The organism is Vibrio sp. 1159, assembly GCF_033340395.1.
Classification (GTDB): domain Bacteria; phylum Pseudomonadota; class Gammaproteobacteria; order Enterobacterales; family Vibrionaceae; genus Vibrio; species Vibrio alginolyticus.
Map to the genome: position 1 here is coordinate 32,765 of NZ_JAWOWL010000029.1, position 17,542 is coordinate 50,306.

Annotated in this window: 13 protein-coding genes; 2 read left to right on the top strand and 11 right to left on the bottom strand. The window is 45.9% G+C overall.

What is annotated here, in order from left to right:
- Nucleotides 1-38 precede the first annotated feature (38 nt).
- The 6 genes from accD to fabB all read right to left on the bottom strand — a co-directional run bounded on the left by accD (nucleotide 39) and on the right by fabB (nucleotide 10,432).
- Nucleotides 39-965, bottom strand: coding sequence for an acetyl-CoA carboxylase, carboxyltransferase subunit beta (gene accD / locus R7127_RS19450; protein WP_005380583.1), 927 nt, complete (start codon nucleotides 963-965; stop codon nucleotides 39-41).
- Nucleotides 966-1,162: 197 nt separating this feature from the next.
- Entirely contained in the window at nucleotides 1,163-1,957 is a 795-nt protein-coding gene (gene truA, locus R7127_RS19455) for a tRNA pseudouridine(38-40) synthase TruA (RefSeq protein ID WP_017820799.1), read from the bottom strand.
- Between the two features lie 142 nt (nucleotides 1,958-2,099).
- Nucleotides 2,100-6,539 carry a FimV/HubP family polar landmark protein gene (locus R7127_RS19460; RefSeq protein WP_213895657.1) on the bottom strand — a complete coding sequence of 1,480 codons (4,440 nt, stop codon included), beginning with the start codon at nucleotides 6,537-6,539 and terminating at the stop codon, nucleotides 2,100-2,102.
- A 197-nt stretch (nucleotides 6,540-6,736) separates the two neighbouring features.
- The gene (locus R7127_RS19465; RefSeq protein WP_005380562.1) at nucleotides 6,737-7,750 is read right to left on the bottom strand and encodes an aspartate-semialdehyde dehydrogenase; all 1,014 of its coding nucleotides are present in this window, start codon (nucleotides 7,748-7,750) and stop codon (nucleotides 6,737-6,739) included.
- Nucleotides 7,747-8,880: a 4-phosphoerythronate dehydrogenase gene (locus R7127_RS19470; RefSeq protein ID WP_017820801.1), complete on the bottom strand. Its 1,134-nt coding sequence runs from the start codon at nucleotides 8,878-8,880 to the stop codon at nucleotides 7,747-7,749. The genes R7127_RS19465 and R7127_RS19470 overlap by 4 nt, the downstream gene beginning before the upstream one ends.
- Nucleotides 8,881-9,220: 340 nt before the next feature.
- Nucleotides 9,221-10,432 (bottom strand): beta-ketoacyl-ACP synthase I, encoded by a 1,212-nt coding sequence (gene fabB, locus R7127_RS19475; protein ID WP_005380557.1) that lies wholly within the window; start codon nucleotides 10,430-10,432, stop codon nucleotides 9,221-9,223.
- Nucleotides 10,433-10,560: 128 nt separating this feature from the next.
- Between fabB and mnmC the strand changes: the two genes are divergently transcribed.
- Nucleotides 10,561-12,579 (top strand): bifunctional tRNA (5-methylaminomethyl-2-thiouridine)(34)-methyltransferase MnmD/FAD-dependent 5-carboxymethylaminomethyl-2-thiouridine(34) oxidoreductase MnmC, encoded by a 2,019-nt coding sequence (mnmC, locus tag R7127_RS19480; RefSeq protein ID WP_172563530.1) that lies wholly within the window; start codon nucleotides 10,561-10,563, stop codon nucleotides 12,577-12,579.
- 76 nt (nucleotides 12,580-12,655) lie between these two features.
- Here mnmC and R7127_RS19485 read toward each other — a convergent pair whose 3' ends face one another.
- The 3 genes from R7127_RS19485 to R7127_RS19495 form a co-directional block, all read right to left on the bottom strand.
- Nucleotides 12,656-13,180: an NADPH-dependent FMN reductase gene (locus tag R7127_RS19485; RefSeq protein ID WP_005380552.1), complete on the bottom strand. Its 525-nt coding sequence runs from the start codon at nucleotides 13,178-13,180 to the stop codon at nucleotides 12,656-12,658.
- A 146-nt stretch (nucleotides 13,181-13,326) separates the two neighbouring features.
- Nucleotides 13,327-13,590: a YfcL family protein gene (locus R7127_RS19490; RefSeq protein WP_005380548.1), complete on the bottom strand. Its 264-nt coding sequence runs from the start codon at nucleotides 13,588-13,590 to the stop codon at nucleotides 13,327-13,329.
- Nucleotides 13,591-13,615: 25 nt separating this feature from the next.
- Entirely contained in the window at nucleotides 13,616-14,146 is a 531-nt protein-coding gene (locus R7127_RS19495; RefSeq protein WP_005380546.1) for an elongation factor P hydroxylase, read from the bottom strand.
- 332 nt (nucleotides 14,147-14,478) lie between these two features.
- On the opposite strand from R7127_RS19495, the gene R7127_RS19500 reads away from it, so the two are divergent.
- Nucleotides 14,479-15,102, top strand: coding sequence for a trimeric intracellular cation channel family protein (locus R7127_RS19500; protein ID WP_054575362.1), 624 nt, complete (start codon nucleotides 14,479-14,481; stop codon nucleotides 15,100-15,102).
- Between the two features lie 223 nt (nucleotides 15,103-15,325).
- Here R7127_RS19500 and aroC read toward each other — a convergent pair whose 3' ends face one another.
- Nucleotides 15,326-16,411 carry a chorismate synthase gene (gene aroC / locus R7127_RS19505; RefSeq protein ID WP_054575363.1) on the bottom strand — a complete coding sequence of 362 codons (1,086 nt, stop codon included), beginning with the start codon at nucleotides 16,409-16,411 and terminating at the stop codon, nucleotides 15,326-15,328.
- Nucleotides 16,412-16,592: 181 nt separating this feature from the next.
- Nucleotides 16,593-17,525, bottom strand: a complete 933-nt coding sequence (prmB, locus tag R7127_RS19510) for a 50S ribosomal protein L3 N(5)-glutamine methyltransferase (RefSeq protein WP_005380541.1) — start codon at nucleotides 17,523-17,525, stop codon at nucleotides 16,593-16,595.
- Nucleotides 17,526-17,542 lie beyond the last annotated feature (17 nt).

Consider the following 17,542-nt stretch of genomic DNA (forward strand, 5'->3'; position numbering starts at 1 on the left):
AACCATTAAATTCTTTGGTTTTTATGTTAGTTGATACTTTACCCTTTTTCGTCCGCTTCTGGTACAGAATATGGCTCTTCATTTGGAGATTCGTTAACCGAAACCACCAAAGGAGACTTGTGGTTAGTCATCTTAGCGATAAGACCACCCACACGCTGACGCATTTCACGACGGTCAACGATCATATCAATAGCACCGTGATCAAGTAGGAACTCACTACGCTGGAAACCTTCAGGAAGATCTTCACGTACAGTTTGCTCGATTACACGACGACCAGCAAAGCCAATGAGGGCCTTAGGTTCACCGATGTTGATATCACCTAACATAGCCAAACTTGCTGATACACCACCCATTGTAGGGTCAGTTAGAACAGAAATAAACGGCAGACCTTTTTCTGATAAACGCTCAAGCGCAGCACTGGTTTTTGCCATTTGCATAAGAGACATTAAAGCCTCTTGCATACGAGCACCACCACTTGCTGAGAAACAAACAAGCGCACAGTTATTTTCAATGGCTGCATCCACTGCTTTCACAAAGCGAGCACCAACGACTGAACCCATTGAACCACCCATAAAGGAGAATTCAAACGCACACGCCACAAGCGGCAGACCAAGCAATTCACCCTGCATCACAACTAGCGCATCTTTCTCACCGCTATTTTTTTGTGCAGCAGAGATACGCTCTTTGTATCGCTTAGAATCTTTAAATTTCAGTTTATCCTGTGGCTCAAGTTCGGAACCTAATTCAACTCGATTACCTTCATCTAAAAATGTTTCCAAACGACGACGCGCTTTCATACGCATGTGATGGTTACACTTTGGACAAACTTCTAAGTTACGCTCTAGTTCAGCATGGTATAAAACCTGTTCACAAGAGGTACATTTAGTCCACACACCTTCTGGGATAGAAGCTTTGCGTGAACTTACTAGATTGCTTTTCTCTAAAATCTTTTCAAGCCAACTCATGGAAGACCTTTTCTCTCAACTCTTCCGCTTCATTGCGAAAGATATAAATTCGACATAATACCGACGGATTAAACCATATCTTGCAGCTACTGTAGATAAAAAACTGGTTGTACCTATTTTTGATATCGTAAATAGCGTATGTTTTCCGTTCACATTCAATATAAACACTACCGATATTTTGAAATAAGTTTGTAAAATTAGTTCAAATTATCTGGTAAAAACAGTGGACCGATCGGCACTTCAGGTAACCCAAACTCTTCTGGGTAGTCTACATCTACCAGGTACAGACCTTCCGCTTTCGCTGTCGCACCCGCTACTTTGCGATCTTTGGCGTCTAATAACCACTTGATCCATTCAGGACTCTCTTCGCCACGTCCAACTTTTATCAAGCTACCCGTGATATTACGAACCATATGATGCACGAACGCATTGGCTTTAATATCAATAACCACATAGTTTCCATGGCGCGTAACGTTCAGATGCATCAAGTTTCGAAATGGACTGCGAGACTGACAATGCGCCGCGCGAAACGACGTAAAATCATTTTCGCCGAGTAGGAACTGCCCTGCTTCATGCATTTTTTTCTCGTCGAGCTCACCATGATAGTGACTAACCCCCGAGTTTAAGATGCCTGGACGTAAAGCATGATTGAAAATAATGTAACGATAACGGCGCGCTGTCGCTGAGAATCTTGCATGGAAATCATCTGAAACTTCTTGAGCCCAACGAACCGCTATATCGCTCGGCATGTTCGCGTTTGCGCCCATGGTCCAAGCTACCATTTTTCGAGTAACGTTGGTATCAAAGTGCACAACTTGTCCCGTGCCATGCACGCCTGCGTCTGTCCGACCAGCACACTGAACTTCAACTGGGTGATTAGCGACGACGGACAATGCTTTCTCTAGCTCTTCTTGGACACTTTTCACTTCTCTTTGGCGCTGCCAACCAAAGTAGTTTGTACCGTTGTACTCGATACCTAATGCGATTCTCATCTTAACCTTCGAACTCTAAAATGGGGCGGGAAGTATATACTCAAGTCACCTCAAGTTGCCAGTTTCACCAAGGGTGACATAAAGGTAGCATCCTACTAACGGGACACAAAAAGGGTAGCAAACGCTACCCTTTTGTTTCGGTTTATCGGCCATTAATGGCGTCAATCAGGCTTTTTGCTTCGCGGCGAATATCATCCTCACCGTAAACAATCGCCTCTTCTAGTAGTTTAATCGCCCCTTGAGAATCGTTCATCTCGAGATAGATTTTAGCCAAATCCAGTTTCCCAGCCGCTTCAGCATTGCTATCTACGTCAATATCGCCGATCTCACCGATAACATCTGGAAACTCGTTCAATCCGACATCGAGCTTAAGGTCTTCTTCTTCGAACTCACCACCTTCTCTGTCGACCTGAGCCATCAATTCATCAATCGTCATAAATTGATTTTTCTTCGGGTCGAAGTCATCCAAGTCGCTTTGCTCTGCCCAGTTTTCTTGCGCGATCTCTGGCTGACTTAGTGCATCACTCGAATTCCAAACATCACGCTGGTCCTCAGGCACTTCTTCAGTAGAACTTACGTTATCAGCAGCGGGTTTAAAGCCATCCCAATCATCTCCAACATCAAGCATGGTTTCAAAATCCATACCTGCACTTGCGATGGTGTCACTGTCTAGTTTACCTTCAAATACTTCTGAGTTTGCGTCTTCCGCAAGAAGGTTAGCCATTGATGATTCATCATCCAAATTACTGAGCGGCTCACCCTCTGTCGCTGTTGGCTGCACTTCTGGGTCAGTATCAAAGCCGTTTTGCTGCGCAAATACTTCAAACAAAGCATCATGATCGTTATCGGCTTGAATAGCTGGTCTCGATGTCTCTGCTTCAACCTTAGGGCTCCCTGAAGCACCCTCGTTCATTGACGCGAGAACATCTTCCTCATTGAACTCTGGAAGATCTTGGTCGTCAAAACTTAACTCTTCATCCTCACCGGAGATTGGTTCTATATCTGCAGTCTCAGAGCTCGGTAATTCTGGCTCTTCTTCCATCGACGCCAAGGCATCTTCTTCGCTGAACTCTGGCAAATCGAGCTCATCAAAATTGAACTCTTCTTCGGACTCAGTTGGCAAGTCGGCTTCAACTTGTTCTAGTTCAATGGACTCGGACGTTTCTAACTCCGGCTCATCCACCATAGACGCCAATGCGTCTTCTTCACTAAACTCAGGAAGATCCAGCTCATCAAAATTGAATTCATCTTCTGATTCAGCTGGTAAGTCTGCTTCAACCTGTTCTGGCTCAACGGACTCGGACGTTTCTAACTCCGGCTCATCCGCCATAGACGCCAATGCGTCTTCTTCACTAAACTCAGGAAGATCTAGCTCATCAAAATTGAATTCATCTTCTGATTCAGTTGGCAAGTCGGCTTCAACTTGTTCTGGTTCAACGGACTCGGACGTTTCTAACGCAGGTTCGCCAGCCATAGACGCCAGTGCATCTTCTTCACTGAACTCTGGCAAATCGAGCTCATCAAAATTGAACTCTTCTTCGGACTCAGTTGGCAAGTCGGCTTCAACTTGTTCTGGCTCAACGGACTCGGACGTTTCTAACGTAGGTTCGCCAGCCATAGACGCCAGTGCATCTTCTTCACTGAACTCTGGCAAATCGAGCTCATCAAAATTGAATTCATCTTCTGATTCAGCTGGCAAGTCTGTTTCAACCTGTTCTGGCTCAACGGACTCGGGCGTTTCTAACGCAGGTTCGCCAGCCATGGACGCCAATGCGTCTTCTTCACTAAACTCAGGAAGATCCAGCTCGTCAAAATTGAACTCTTCTTCGGACTCAGCTGGCAAGTCGGCTTCAATTTGTTCTGGTTCAACGGACTCGGACGTTTCTAACGCAGGTTCGCCAGCCATAGATGCTAGAGCATCTTCTTCGCTGAATTCTGGAAGATCTAGCTCATCAAAATTGAATTCTTCTTCTGAATCGTTGGTCGACTCAGTTTCCGGCTCCAATTCAGGCTCATCCAGTAGCCAATCTTCTTCTTGTGGAACACCGAATTCATTTTCTATTGTATTTGGTGTCGGCGTGAAGGCTGGAATGTCTTCCTCTTGCTCAACGTGAGGCTGTACCTCAGCATCGGACTCCACGGATGGTTCTTGTGTTGAATCAGTATCGGTAGCCTCTTGTTGTAGTGATGAAGCTTCCTCTATCTCCGTTTGTGTTTTTTCAACTTGCTGCGGTAAATCGTCTTCACTATCAAATAGAGCGTCAAGTTCAGCAGAAAAATCCGCTTTTTCTTGTTCTGTTGGCAGAAGTTCTTCACTGTCTGACTCAAATAGGTCGTCTAGCTCGCTCATTAAAGGATCATTCTCTGGTGAGAGGTCCTCTAAATCACCAAGAAATTCATCGCTGCTAAATGGCTCTGAGGCAGCCTCTGGCTCGGTTAATGGTTGATCTTCTACAGCTTGTTGCGTGTCTGGCTGGCTTTCACTTAATAAAGCGTCGATGTCCAACCCAGACTCAATGTCCTGATCTTCATGAGTTTGTTCTGACCCAACTACGGGAGATGGCTTTTCGTCGGCGTCTGGCTCACCAAAACCAAGTGATTTCAGTAACTCTTCCTCTTCCGATTTATTCTGCTCTGGGCTCTCGTCCTCTCGAATCAGATCATCAAACGGATCTAAATCAGCTTCAGTCTCTTCATCAAGTTCAGAGGTAACATCATCAATGAGTTCGTCCAGTAAGTCTGTGCTATCTGCGTCTAACTCTTCGATCGAGTCATCACCTTCAAAACCAGAGATTGCTTCTAGCTCGTTTAGTGGATCAAACTCGTCTGTGTCATCTTCATCAAAATCAATGAGTTCATCGAGTAGCTCTGTACTGTTTTCATCTAGAACAGGACCTTCATTGGCGTCAGCTTCTCGAACTTCCGATTCACTAGCCGGTTGTTCATACTGGGCCAATAGCTTATCGATATCGTCGTCAGATGCCTCTCCTACACTAAAGTCATCATCCGAAACGGGCTGTTTTAACTCAGGCTCATCAGTATCTAAATCGAAGTCATCGTTGCCAAGTTCAGCAAACAAGTCATCAAGCATATCCTGGTCGACAGTGTCACTTGGTAACTCTTCTGACGGCTCATCGGCTGCAAGTAACTCGGCAAATGCGTCGTCTGAAAGCGAGTCTGATTTCTCATTCGCATCATCCGAAAGATCGAAGCCAGACTCATCGTCATCGAGCACTTCTAGTTCTGGAGCAACCTCATCTAAGGCTCGCTCCATTTCTTCTAAACCAAGCGCCTTTTCTTCGCCGTTGACTTGGATACCATTGTTCGATGACTCAAACTCATCCAGACCAACATCTAGGTCACCCTCATCGCCAATATCTGCAAATGGGTCATCGTCCCCTTCCAGATTGAAATCAAGTTCTTCATCGTCGAGGTTAGCAAAGACGTCTTCTTCTAAATCTGACTTCTCTTCTTGTAAAGACTGTGCGTTGATATCTTCATCTGCAAACAATTCATCATCAAGCGTGAGCTCTTCATCCAGCTCATCCGCCGCCGCTAAACCGATTGGCGCCGCAAGAGGATCAACGTTTTGCTGTTCCTGCGCAGCCGCTTCTTCCTCTTTCGCTTTAGAGCGTCGGCCAAGAAGCATAACAACTAGCAACGCAATCAAAGCACCAGGAATTAATGCCGCAAGACCAACGAGCCAACCATTAGACAAAATTTTGTCCATGGTGCTTGGTTGCATGCGCTGTTGTTCAGCAAGGCGTTGGCGCTCTTCAGCAAGCAGCTTCTCGACTTCTGAGCGAATGCGTTCTTCGTCATTCAACTCGCTTTTCAAAGTTTCGACTTCGCTTTGCACTTCTGACAGCATCAATCGAAGACGATGGTTCTTCTCTTCTAATGACTCTAATTCACTTTGTGAGCCTTGAAGTTTGTCCTTCAGCGCACTGACCTGCTTTTCACCCTGCGGAGAGGTGGTTACTGGTGGCGCAGGGATGACGGGTATTGTTTTCGGAGTTGGTTTTGGCTCCTTTGCTGCCACTGTCTCTGGCTTAGTCGCAGGCTTGGGTTCTACTTTAATTTGTGGCTTTGGTTGCTCGGTGACTCGTTGTGCTGGCGTCGCTCTATTTGTCGGCTTCGGCTGTTTTAACTTAGCTTCATGCGCCTTCATAATCGCAACAGCTTGCGCTGTGGTCGCGCTTTGCACTTGCTCTAGAGAAGGTACTCGTAGCCGACTCCCTGGGATCAATTCATGAATGTTTTGGTTCTCAAACGCTTGAGGGTTAATTCGGTAAATGGCAAGAAGCGTTTGTTGAACGGTAACACCGCGTGAAGGTCGTAATTCTGAAGCGATCGACCATAGTGTTTGATTTTCACCAGTCGGACCAAAGAAACGTGACGGTTGAGTATTCGCAGGAGGAGCAGGTAATGCTCGCTCAATATCTTCAGCATAGCTCGGAGATGATTGCACTTCACCAGACGGTCCAACAAGACGAATTCCTTCGGCTTGAACCACTGATGATGTCTGAGTCGCGCTCATCAACACAAGGGCTGCTAACAAACGCTTATAATTTTGACGCATAGAAGGCTCAGTTTTGTGCTAAATACAATTTGAAATGGTGATCGGTTAAATATATCGGATATCGCATGCAAAACTATAGCGTTGAGAATAAAAAATGTGTGGCTCTCGCCATATTCGTACTAATCTCACACTATTTTGTTTCGTTCGTACAAAAAAGCCTCGCACTGTGCGAGGCTTTGAAATGAACTGTAAGCGACTTAGTAGTAATCGCGGATCAGAACTTCTGCGATTTGCACCGCGTTAGTTGCCGCGCCTTTACGCACGTTATCAGCAACAACCCACAGGTTTACGCCGCTATGATGGCTGATATCGTTACGGATACGGCCAACCATTACATGGTCTTTACCGCCCGCATCGCGAACTTGTGTAGGGAAGTCTTCACCGTGGAACACTTCGATACCGTCAGTTTGCTCAAGCAAGTTAACGACTTCTTGTGCATCGATAGGTGAACGAGTCTCAATGTGAAGTGCTTCTGCGTGACCGTAGAATACAGGAACACGTACACACGTTGGATTGACTGTGATTGATGGATCGTTAAAGATCTTCTGTGTTTCCCACACCATTTTCATTTCTTCTTTGGTGTAGCCGTTTTCCATCATTTGATCGATTTGTGGAATACAGTTAAACGCGATCTGTTGAGAGAATTGCTTCTTGTCTGCAGGCAGACCGTTTAGCAGCTTCGCCGTTTGACCTGCTAGCTCATCGATACCCGCTTTGCCTGCACCAGACACCGATTGGTAAGTTGATACGTTAATACGCTCAATGCCCACCGCATCGTGAATTGGTTTTAGTGCCACCAGCATTTGGATGGTTGAACAGTTCGGGTTCGCGATGATGTTACGGTTACGAAACTCTGCAATCGCTTCTGGGTTTACTTCTGGCACAACAAGAGGAATGTCGTACTCGTAACGGAAGTGTGATGTATTGTCGATAACAATCACGCCTTCATCAGCGGCAATTGGAGCCCACTTGGCTGATAGCTCACCACCAGCAGAAAACAGTGCGATATGCGCTTGAGACCAATCGAACTCTTCTACGTTTTGAACGCGTACCGTTTTACCATTGAAGCGGTAAGTCTTGCCTTCGCTGCGCTCACTCGCGAGTAGGAAGATTTCGCCTACTGGGAATTTGCGCTCTTGAAGCACATCCAAAATTGTTTCACCGACCGCACCGGTCGCACCTAAAATGGCAACATTATATTGCTGGCTCATTGACTTACCTCAATCTGAAAACCTAGTTCTGCTAATGGAGCAAGGTTACATGTTTTGTTACCCACTAGCGTGACAGCGCTGTATTCACGGCGATCCCAGTAGTTTTTACGCATCAGGTCAAAAGCGCCTGGCTTACTGATTTCACGGCGGAAAAGAGCGTCATCTCTACGCACATCATAGATTAACTGCGTGATGTTATGCAGTGTTGCTTCGTCCCAAGCTCTGTCCAATACCATAGTAGGAACAGGCGCGGTTGGCAGTAAATCGCTGGCATGCGCACGTAATTCGTTATTTAAGAACTCACAGTAGCTGTTGAAAATCATCGTTGTACCGCGAGCTTTCCCTTCCAAGCCGTAGCCTGCAACGTGAGGGGTTGCGAATGCTAGCAGAGGCAGAAGCTCCATATCAACCTCTGGTTCAAATTCAAATACGTCGAGTGCCGCTGTAAAGCCATCATTTTTCAAAAGACGTTGCTTCAAAGCAGCGTTGTCAACGATGGGACCTCGAGCCGCGTTAATCAAAATTTGATCGCTGCGGAGACCATTTAATACCTTCTCATCAATCAAATGATGCGTTGGGTATGGGCCATCTTTGGTGATTGGCGTATGTAGTGTAATGATGTCTGAGCTTTCAATCAGTTCTGTCAACGGAGTAAAGCTACGAGGATCACCAGACTCTTGTTTGAATGGGTCATTGATGAGAACTTTCATACCCATGCCTTTCAAACATTTCTCTAGGTAGCTACCTACTTGGCCTGCACCAATAATACCTACCGTCTTGTCAAATACCGAGAAACCTTGTTGCTGAGCGAGCACCATCATCACGCTGAACGCGTATTCCGCCACACCCACTTTGTTACACCCTGGCGCCGCAGTGAAGAAAATGCCTTTCTCTTTTAAGAGTGCTTGGTCAACATGATCCATGCCTGCCGTGGCCGTACCAACAAACTTCAGCTTGTTTGCTTTGCTGATCAGGTCAGCATTAACTTTGGTGACTGAGCGAATCATTAGGGCATCAACATCCACTAAATCATCGGCGGTCAGTGTACGACCTGGTTTTAGAATTACGTTACCGAGTTGGCTGAATAGCTCTTCAGCATACGGCATATTTTCATCAACAATAATTTTCATAGCGCCAGCGTTCTAACATCCATTTGTAAGAGTTCGTTTATTCGCAAGATGCGAAACTAAAGCGATTGTGCCCTTTTCCCGAAAAATCTCAAGATATAACACCAATAAACCTCAAGGAGGTAACTCCTATAGAATCGATTGACGGGAAGCCTAGAGAAAAGCAGAAACAGAGAAAAGAAAAAGCCCGGCTAAATAGCCGGGCAAAGTTCCAGAACAAAAGGATCCTATCCCGCTCTCCATGGGATAGAGTCTGCGTCTGTTCGATCAGTGTGACTGATCAAGCTCTGGAAACTGGATTGTTGGCGTTTACAGTACTCTCGCAAGGCGCCAACAAATTCAGTTAACCTTGGTACTTTTTAATAACCAAAGTTGCGTTTGTGCCGCCAAAGCCAAAGCTGTTTGACATTACGGTCGTTAGCTCTGCATCACGTGCTTCTGTCACGATGTCCAGACCTTGTGCTGCTTCGTCCAAGTTTGAAATATTGATGCTTGGAGCAATGAAGTTTTTGTCTAGCATAAGTGTTGAGTAAATCGCTTCGTGCACGCCCGCTGCGCCGAGTGCGTGGCCAGTCATTGCTTTTGTTGCAGAGATTGCAGGGCTGTTCTCACCAAACAATTGTTGGATAGCACCAAGCTCTTTCACGTCACCAACTGGTGTCGATGTGCCGTGCGTGTTGATGTAATCCACACCATCAACGTCTTGCATCGCCATCTTCATACAACGAATTGCGCCTTCACCTGATGGCGCTACCATGTCGTAGCCATCTGATGTCGCACCGTAACCTACGATTTCACCGTAGATTTTCGCACCACGTGCCAGTGCGTGCTCTAGTTCTTCAATAACCAGCATGCCGCCGCCGCCCGAGATAACAAAACCGTCACGGTCTGCATCGTATGTACGAGATGCTTTGTCTGGCGTGTCATTGTATTTGGTTGACAGTGCGCCCATCGCATCAAACATCATAGTTTGAGACCAATCTAGCTCTTCGCCGCCACCAGCAAAAACAATATCTTGTTTGCCTAGTTGAATAAGCTCCATAGCATGGCCGATACAGTGTGCAGATGTTGCACATGCAGAGCTCATTGAGTAGTTCACGCCACGAATCTTAAATGGCGTAGCAAGACAAGCAGAAACAGTAGAAGACATAGTACGAGGAACCATGTAAGGACCAACTCGCTTTACGCCTTTGGCGCGCATCGTGTCTGTCGCTACCGTTTGATTGTATGCAGAAGCACCGCCAGAACCTGCAACGATACCGGTACGATCGTTTGAAACCTGCTCTTCTGTAAGACCAGCGTCTGCGATTGCCTGCTCCATTGATAGGTATGCATAAGCAGCCGCATCACCCATAAAGCGCATCTGCTTACGGTCGATGTGTTCCGCCGGGTTGATTTTTAGATCACCCCATACTTGCGAACGAAGACCGTGTTCTTTGAACTGCTCAGATGCAGTGATGCCAGATTTGCCCGCTTTAAGAGACGCTAGAACTTCTTCGACGTTGTTACCGATACTTGAAACAATACCCATACCGGTGATTACGACTCGTTTCATTATGACATTCCTATAATTCAAAAATCCGCTAGATGATAACTAAGATAGTCAACAAAAGTGGTCAGCTTTCCCATAAATTCGTACAATCGCCCCATTCTTACCGCGCCAAATCACAAATTTGCACCATTATGACTTCAATAAAAAACGCAGAACTTGGTTGGAACGAAGCTGGTACTCCGGTTTCAGACCAATTTGATGATGTTTACTTCTCTAACGTAAACGGTCTTGAAGAGACACGCTACGTTTTCTTAAAACAAAATCATCTCCCAGAAAGATGGCAGGAATTTGACCAAAGACGTTTTGTCATTGGTGAAACAGGATTTGGCACGGGATTAAACTTCTTAGCAGTATGCCAGTGGTTTAGTGAGTTTCGTCGTCAGCATCCGGACGCAACATTGAAAGAGCTGCATTTTATTAGCTTTGAAAAATACCCATTAAGCAAAGCCGATTTAAAGAAGGCGCATGAAGCTTGGCCTGAGCTAGCTGAGTACGCGGAAAAGTTACAAAAGCACTATCCTGCCGCTGTGCCGGAGTGTCATCGCATTGTTTTAGAAGACGGTGCAATCACACTCGACCTTTGGTTTGGTGACATTAAAGACTGCATGCCGCAAGTCCCATACAACGAACAAGGTTTGATTGATGCTTGGTTCTTAGATGGATTCGCGCCAAGCAAAAACCCAGAGATGTGGAACCAAGGCCTGTTCAACAACATGGCAAAGCTAGCCAAGCAAGATTGTACAGTTGCCACGTTTACCGCAGCAGGCTTTGTACGTCGTGGTTTGAACGAAGCTGGCTTTACAATGAAAAAGGTGAAAGGTTTCGGCACTAAACGAGAAATGATCGCCGGCTCTATGGAGCAACGTGAAAAGCAGTCGAACCATCTCCCTTGGTTCAATCGCACAGCATCTAGCAATCTTGATTCGATTGCCATCATTGGTGGTGGTATAGCCAGCGTGGCGTTAGCGAAAACGTTAGTTCGTCGTGGCCAAAACGTCACCCTTTACTGTAAAGACAAACAACCAGCCAAAGGAGCGTCGGGTAATCGTCAAGGGGCCGTGTATCCATTGTTGAACGGTCCCCATACTGGCGTTTCACGAGTGTTTGCTCCTGCATTTTTGTTCGCACGTCAGTTTGTTGAACAAGCAGCACAAGAGATCGATTTTGATCATGACTGGTGTGGCGTAACTCAGTTGATGTGGGATGACAAATCCACAGACAAACTGGAGAAAATGCTTGCGGGTAACTTCACTCCAGAGCTCATTCAAAAGCTGTCCGCCGAGGAAACTGCGAACACTATCGGGTTACCTATTGATATGGCGTCTGTGCACTACCCAATGGGAGGGTGGCTGTGCCCTGCCGAGTTAACTCGTGGGTTAATCAAACAATTGGAGCAGACGTCGTTACTCTCAACGAAGTTTGAACACCATATTGAGGCATTAGATTGGGATGAAAAACGTCAGCTCTGGCTACTAACGGCGAGTGGTCAAACATTTGAGCACTCAACGGTTGTGATTGCGAACGGCCATGAGTTTCAGGCATTGAGTCAAACCGCTTCCCTCCCAATGGGGCAGGTGAAAGGACAAGTCAGTCATGCGCCAGCAACCGAAACGCTGAGTCAGCTGAAAACGGTGTTGTGTTACGACGGTTACATGACACCTGTTAACCCAAGTAATCAACACTTGTGTATCGGTGCAAGCTACGACCGCAGTCACCTTGACTACGAATTTGATGAAAACGCCCAAAAAGATAATGCGGAAAAGCTAGTGAAATGTGTACCGAATCAAACATGGGCAAAAGAGGTAGATATCACTGGTAATCAATCTCGCCAAGGTATTCGTTGTGTTAGCCGGGATCATTTACCATTTGTCGGGAATGTGGGTGACTTTGAGACGATCAAAACGCAATACGCCAACTTACAAAATCAAAAAGCAGAAGAGGTAGAAACCATTCATCAGTACCCTAACTTATTCTGCTTCTTAGGTTTAGGATCTCGTGGACTGAGCTCTGCACCATTATTAGCTGAAGTGTTGGCCTCCCAGATCTGTGGGGACCCGCTGCCATTACCGGTTGATGTATTGACCGAACTTCACCCAAGTCGAATGTGGGTTCGTAAACTAAGAAAAGGCAAAGCCATTACCGAGCTGTAAGAGTATTCTCTCGTTTTAATTCCCGACACAGATACATGTCGGGAATCGCTAACTCATTAAGTCGCTCGTACTGAGATTACTTCAGCAGTGCAACTGCCTGTTTCACTTGCTCTGCCACTTCTGGGTTTACAACCTTACCCGATTCCACGTCAAAATTTTCGTAGAAGCTCGGCACAGATAACGATGCCTTTACATCCGCGCCAAAAAATTGTGCAGAACCTGTCGCCGCCGCAAGAACACTTTGTGCACCACCGGGACCTGGGGAAGTTGCTAAATAAACGACAGGTTTGTTTTGAAATACATTACGCTCAATGCGCGTCGCCCAATCGAACAAGTTTTTATAGGCCGCTGGGTACGAACCGTTGTGCTCTGCGAAGGAAACAACGAGAGCGTCAGCCTCCGCCAAGTCACGTAAAAACGCGACAGCCCCTTCAGCTTGACCTATTTCTTTCTCTTTGTCCTCGCTAAACATTGGCGCTTGATAATCGTTTAAGTCTAGAACATTCACTTGAGCGCCTTCGACTTGGTTTGCTGCGTATGTAGCAAGTAGTTTGTTGATTGAGGTAGAGCTGGTAGATGCACCAAATGCGACAATTTTCATGGTTGTAATCCTTTGTTCACGTTTTATGCTGATCAGAATAAAAGTTGAACTGTTTCGCTACAACCACAAAAATTTTATGGAGAGGTTCGAATTTTTCGAAGTAGTAAATGACTAGGATTAAATAAAGGGAAAACGCTGCTTGGGGATTAAGCCTGAGCCTGGAGCTCTTGCCACAAATCACTGACAATCACGCGATCGGCCGGGCTTAACTCGGTACGCGCATCTTCTAAGCTGCTCTCAATGCGTGACTTCAGCTCAGTAATATCGCTAATCCCTTCTTCTTCACAAGACGCCGCGGATAAAGAGATGTGACCACGTAAATAACCACCAGCAAACAATTCATCGTCAGATGCTGTTTCAATTCGAGCATCAATCAGTTCCAGTAGTTTTTCTTCAAATTCAATAATCATGGTGTATCTCTGAGGTTATTAGTGGTTATTTAACGCAAAAGTCCGACGCTTCCAGTGGCTTAGTTTGATAAAATGCGCGCAGGGCATCAGAAAGCATTTTCACTCGCAAAGGCAAGCCAACGTCCAAAATACCTAGCACTTCTTTATGCACTTTTTTCATAAAGCCGAGCCTATCTGGTTCAAAATCGCCGTGTAGATTGTCACAACTCACCGTAAAAGGGAAGCCAGCGCTTTGTGCCAGAATCCATTCATAAGCTTGAGGTCGCACTTCAACTTTCTCAAACTCCGCTTGAACTTCTGCTGTTCGCCCATCGGGTTCATACCAATAGCCAAAATCTTCCAGCAAACGACGCTCTGGACCAGCCACACACCAATGCGAAATCTCGTGTAAAGCAGAGGCGTAAAAACCCCGAGCAAAAATAATCCGATGATGAGGGTGTTCATCATCAGCAGGAAGATAAATAGGCTCATCACCACCTAACTCTAATTTCGTATTAAATTGTTCTAAAAAGGTGTCATTAAAAATGGTGATTAAGTCTTGGTATTCGTGGGTCATCGTCGAGTTTGTACTTCAGTTTGACATGCGCTGCATATTGTCGCTGTTTTTAGCTATGAGGTAAAGGCAACCCCACATTTTTGGTTATTAGTTGAATTTATCTGAAGGTCGCTTTCTCCATACAATTTCTCATTCGTCAGCGTACTTATTTACCACTACACTCTCGCCTTATTTTGATGCCGTTCAAACCGCTATTTTTAAGCCGTTTGATTACAAGCATGTTGCTGGTTTTAATCACTTTTTAAGAGAGATAGAACCGTTTGTAAGTGTTGTTACTTCGCCTACGCTGATTCTCGTAGAACGTAGTGACTTTTTACGTTGAGTGTTTCCCTATGTTGCTAAGTGTGTTGTATATCATTGGTATCACGGCTGAAGCCATGACAGGTGCGTTAAGTGCTGGTAGAAGAAAGATGGACTGGTTTGGTGTTATGTTGGTGGCCAGCGCAACGGCCATTGGTGGTGGCACCGTACGTGACATTCTATTAGGCCACTACCCTCTTGGTTGGGTAAAAAACCCAGAGTTCCTTGCAATTACGTGTGTTGCAGGTGTGCTAACAACAGGTTTAGCGAAATGGGTGATTAAGCTGAAAGGTCTGTTCATTCGCCTCGATGCATTAGGTTTAATCGTGTTTAGTATCATCGGAACAAAAATTGCGATGGGCATGGGCTTGCACCCTGGTATTTGTATGGTTTCAGCGTTAGTAACGGGTGTATTCGGTGGGCTACTTCGTGACTTAATCTGTCGCCAAACACCATTGGTACTGCATGAAGAGCTTTACGCTTCTGTCGCTCTTATCGCATCAGGAATGTACTTAGCGCTATTAGAATTCAATGTTCCCGATGTCACTGCCACGATCATTACACTGGTTACTGGTTACATGCTGCGTATGGCTGCAGTGCGCTTTAAGTGGCGTCTGCCTTCTTTCCATTTGGAAACCGAAGGCTCACTCCATTAAGCAAAAACTACTTAAACAAAAAAGTTTGCCTGATAAAATTGTGCCACCCGCGATTCAGTGAGTGGCATAATTTTATATTCAGTCATCCTGAACAGCGACGAAGGAGCATGATTCAGGATCTATTATCCGAGCACTCTGTTGTCAGAGATGTTTCTTTCTCTTTTCATCGTGCTGAAATTAGATTCCTAGTCTCGCTATAGCTCGCTGGAATGACACAAAGCTCTTAAATCTTTGGAGTCTCGGTTTGTACGCCATGGTTTTGACCACGGTGGCGTAGTAAATGATCCATCACCACAATTGCCAGCATCGCTTCTGCGATAGGCACAGCACGAATACCCACACATGGGTCATGACGACCTTTGGTGATCAACTGAGTTGGTTCACCTTCTTTTGTGATGGTCTCACCCGGCACAGTGATACTTGATGTTGGCTTAAGCGCAATGTTAGCGACAATGTCTTGACCAGTCGAGATACCACCAAGAATGCCACCCGCATGATTACTACCAAAACCTTCAGGAGCAAGCGTATCACGGTGCTGACTGCCTTTTTGGTTTACCACCTCGAAACCGTCTCCGATTTCTACGCCTTTCACCGCGTTGATGCTCATTAGTGCGTGCGCGATGTCTGCATCCAGACGGTCAAATACGGGTTCCCCGAGACCAACAGGCACGTTAGTTGCCACAACCTGGATTTTTGCGCCAATAGAGTCGCCTTCTTTTTTCAGGTCACGGATAAGTTGGTCAAATGCTTCTACTTTGTCAGCATCAGGGCAGAAGAATGCATTGTTCTCGATTTCGCTCCAATCTACCTTGTCGATAGATACATCACCCATTTGTGACAAGTAAGCACGAATCTCAACACCAAACTCATCTTTTAAGTATTTCTTCGCGATTGCACCAGCCGCCACACGCATTGCGGTTTCACGAGCTGAAGAACGGCCGCCACCGCGATAGTCGCGGATGCCGTATTTTTGGTGGTAAGTGTAATCAGCATGACCCGGTCTGAACTTATCTTTGATGTCAGAGTAGTCTTTTGAGCGCTGATCGGTGTTTTCAATTAGCAAACCGATCGATGTGCCCGTGGTTTTGCCTTCAAAAACGCCAGAAAGAATTTTAACTTCATCCGGTTCACGACGTTGTGTGGTGTAACGTGATGTGCCTGGACGACGGCGGTCGAGATCGATTTGTAGATCTGCTTCTGTAATTTCCAACCCCGGAGGACATCCGTCTACGATACATCCCAGTGCGATACCGTGACTTTCCCCGAATGTCGTCACTCGGAAATGTTGTCCGATACTGTTTCCTGCCATTACTTCCTCAAGTTTTTTATCGCCACGCTCTCTCAAAACAGAGCATAGCTGCTTTCCAATTCTTCGTGGATTCATAGTGGCTTTATTACGTTTTGATGTAAAGAGTTAATATAGGCGAGGTATGCATAAAAAAAACACCGAGCATAAAGCTCGGTGTTTTGATGTTTAGTGCAAGACTCTATTAGTCTTTGTACAGTTTAAACTCTTCTGCACACTCAACCAGCTGGTCACGCGTTAGCATAAATACGCCATGACCGCCGTTCTCGAACTCAATCCAAGTAAATGGAATCTCTGGGTACTGTTCCATCATATGAATCATTGAGTTGCCAACTTCACAAATAAGAATGCCGTTATCTGTTAGATAATCTGGCGCGTTAGCAAGAATACGACGCACTAGTTTTAGACCATCCGTACCCGCAGCTAAACCAAGCTCAGGCTCATGCGTGAACTCATCTGGCAGGCTGTTCATGTCTTCTTCATCCACATATGGTGGGTTAGACACGATTAGATTGTATTTCTCTTTTGGAAGATCACGGAACAAATCAGAGCGAATTGGGAACACTTGCTGCTCCATGCCGTGATCTTGTACGTTTTGCTCAGCCACTTGTAGAGCATCTGTAGAGATGTCGATCGCATCCACTTCTGCTTCAGGGAAAGCGTGCGCACAAGCAATCGCGATACAACCAGAACCCGTACATAGGTCCATGATGCGCGTAGGTTCTTCCACCAACCAAGGTTGGAATTCCGCTTGAATCAATTCGCCGATAGGAGAACGTGGCACAAGTACACGCTCATCGACGAAGAACTCAAGACCGCAGAACCATGCTTTGTTTGTTAGGTATGCTGTTGGCGTACGCTCGTTGATGCGTTTTACTACGCGCTCAACAATACGCAGACGCTCGCTTGTCGTTAGGCGAGAGTTCAATACGTGCGGAGGCACATCAATCGGCAAGTATAAGGTTGGCAGGATAAGCTGAACAGCTTCATCCCACGCATTATCAGTACCATGACCGTAAAACAGGTTCGCTGCATTAAAGCGGCTTACCGTCCAACGAATCATATCTTGAAGGGTATGCAGTTCCGATACCGCTTCTTCTACAAAAATCTTATCCAAAATTGCCTCCGAAAAGC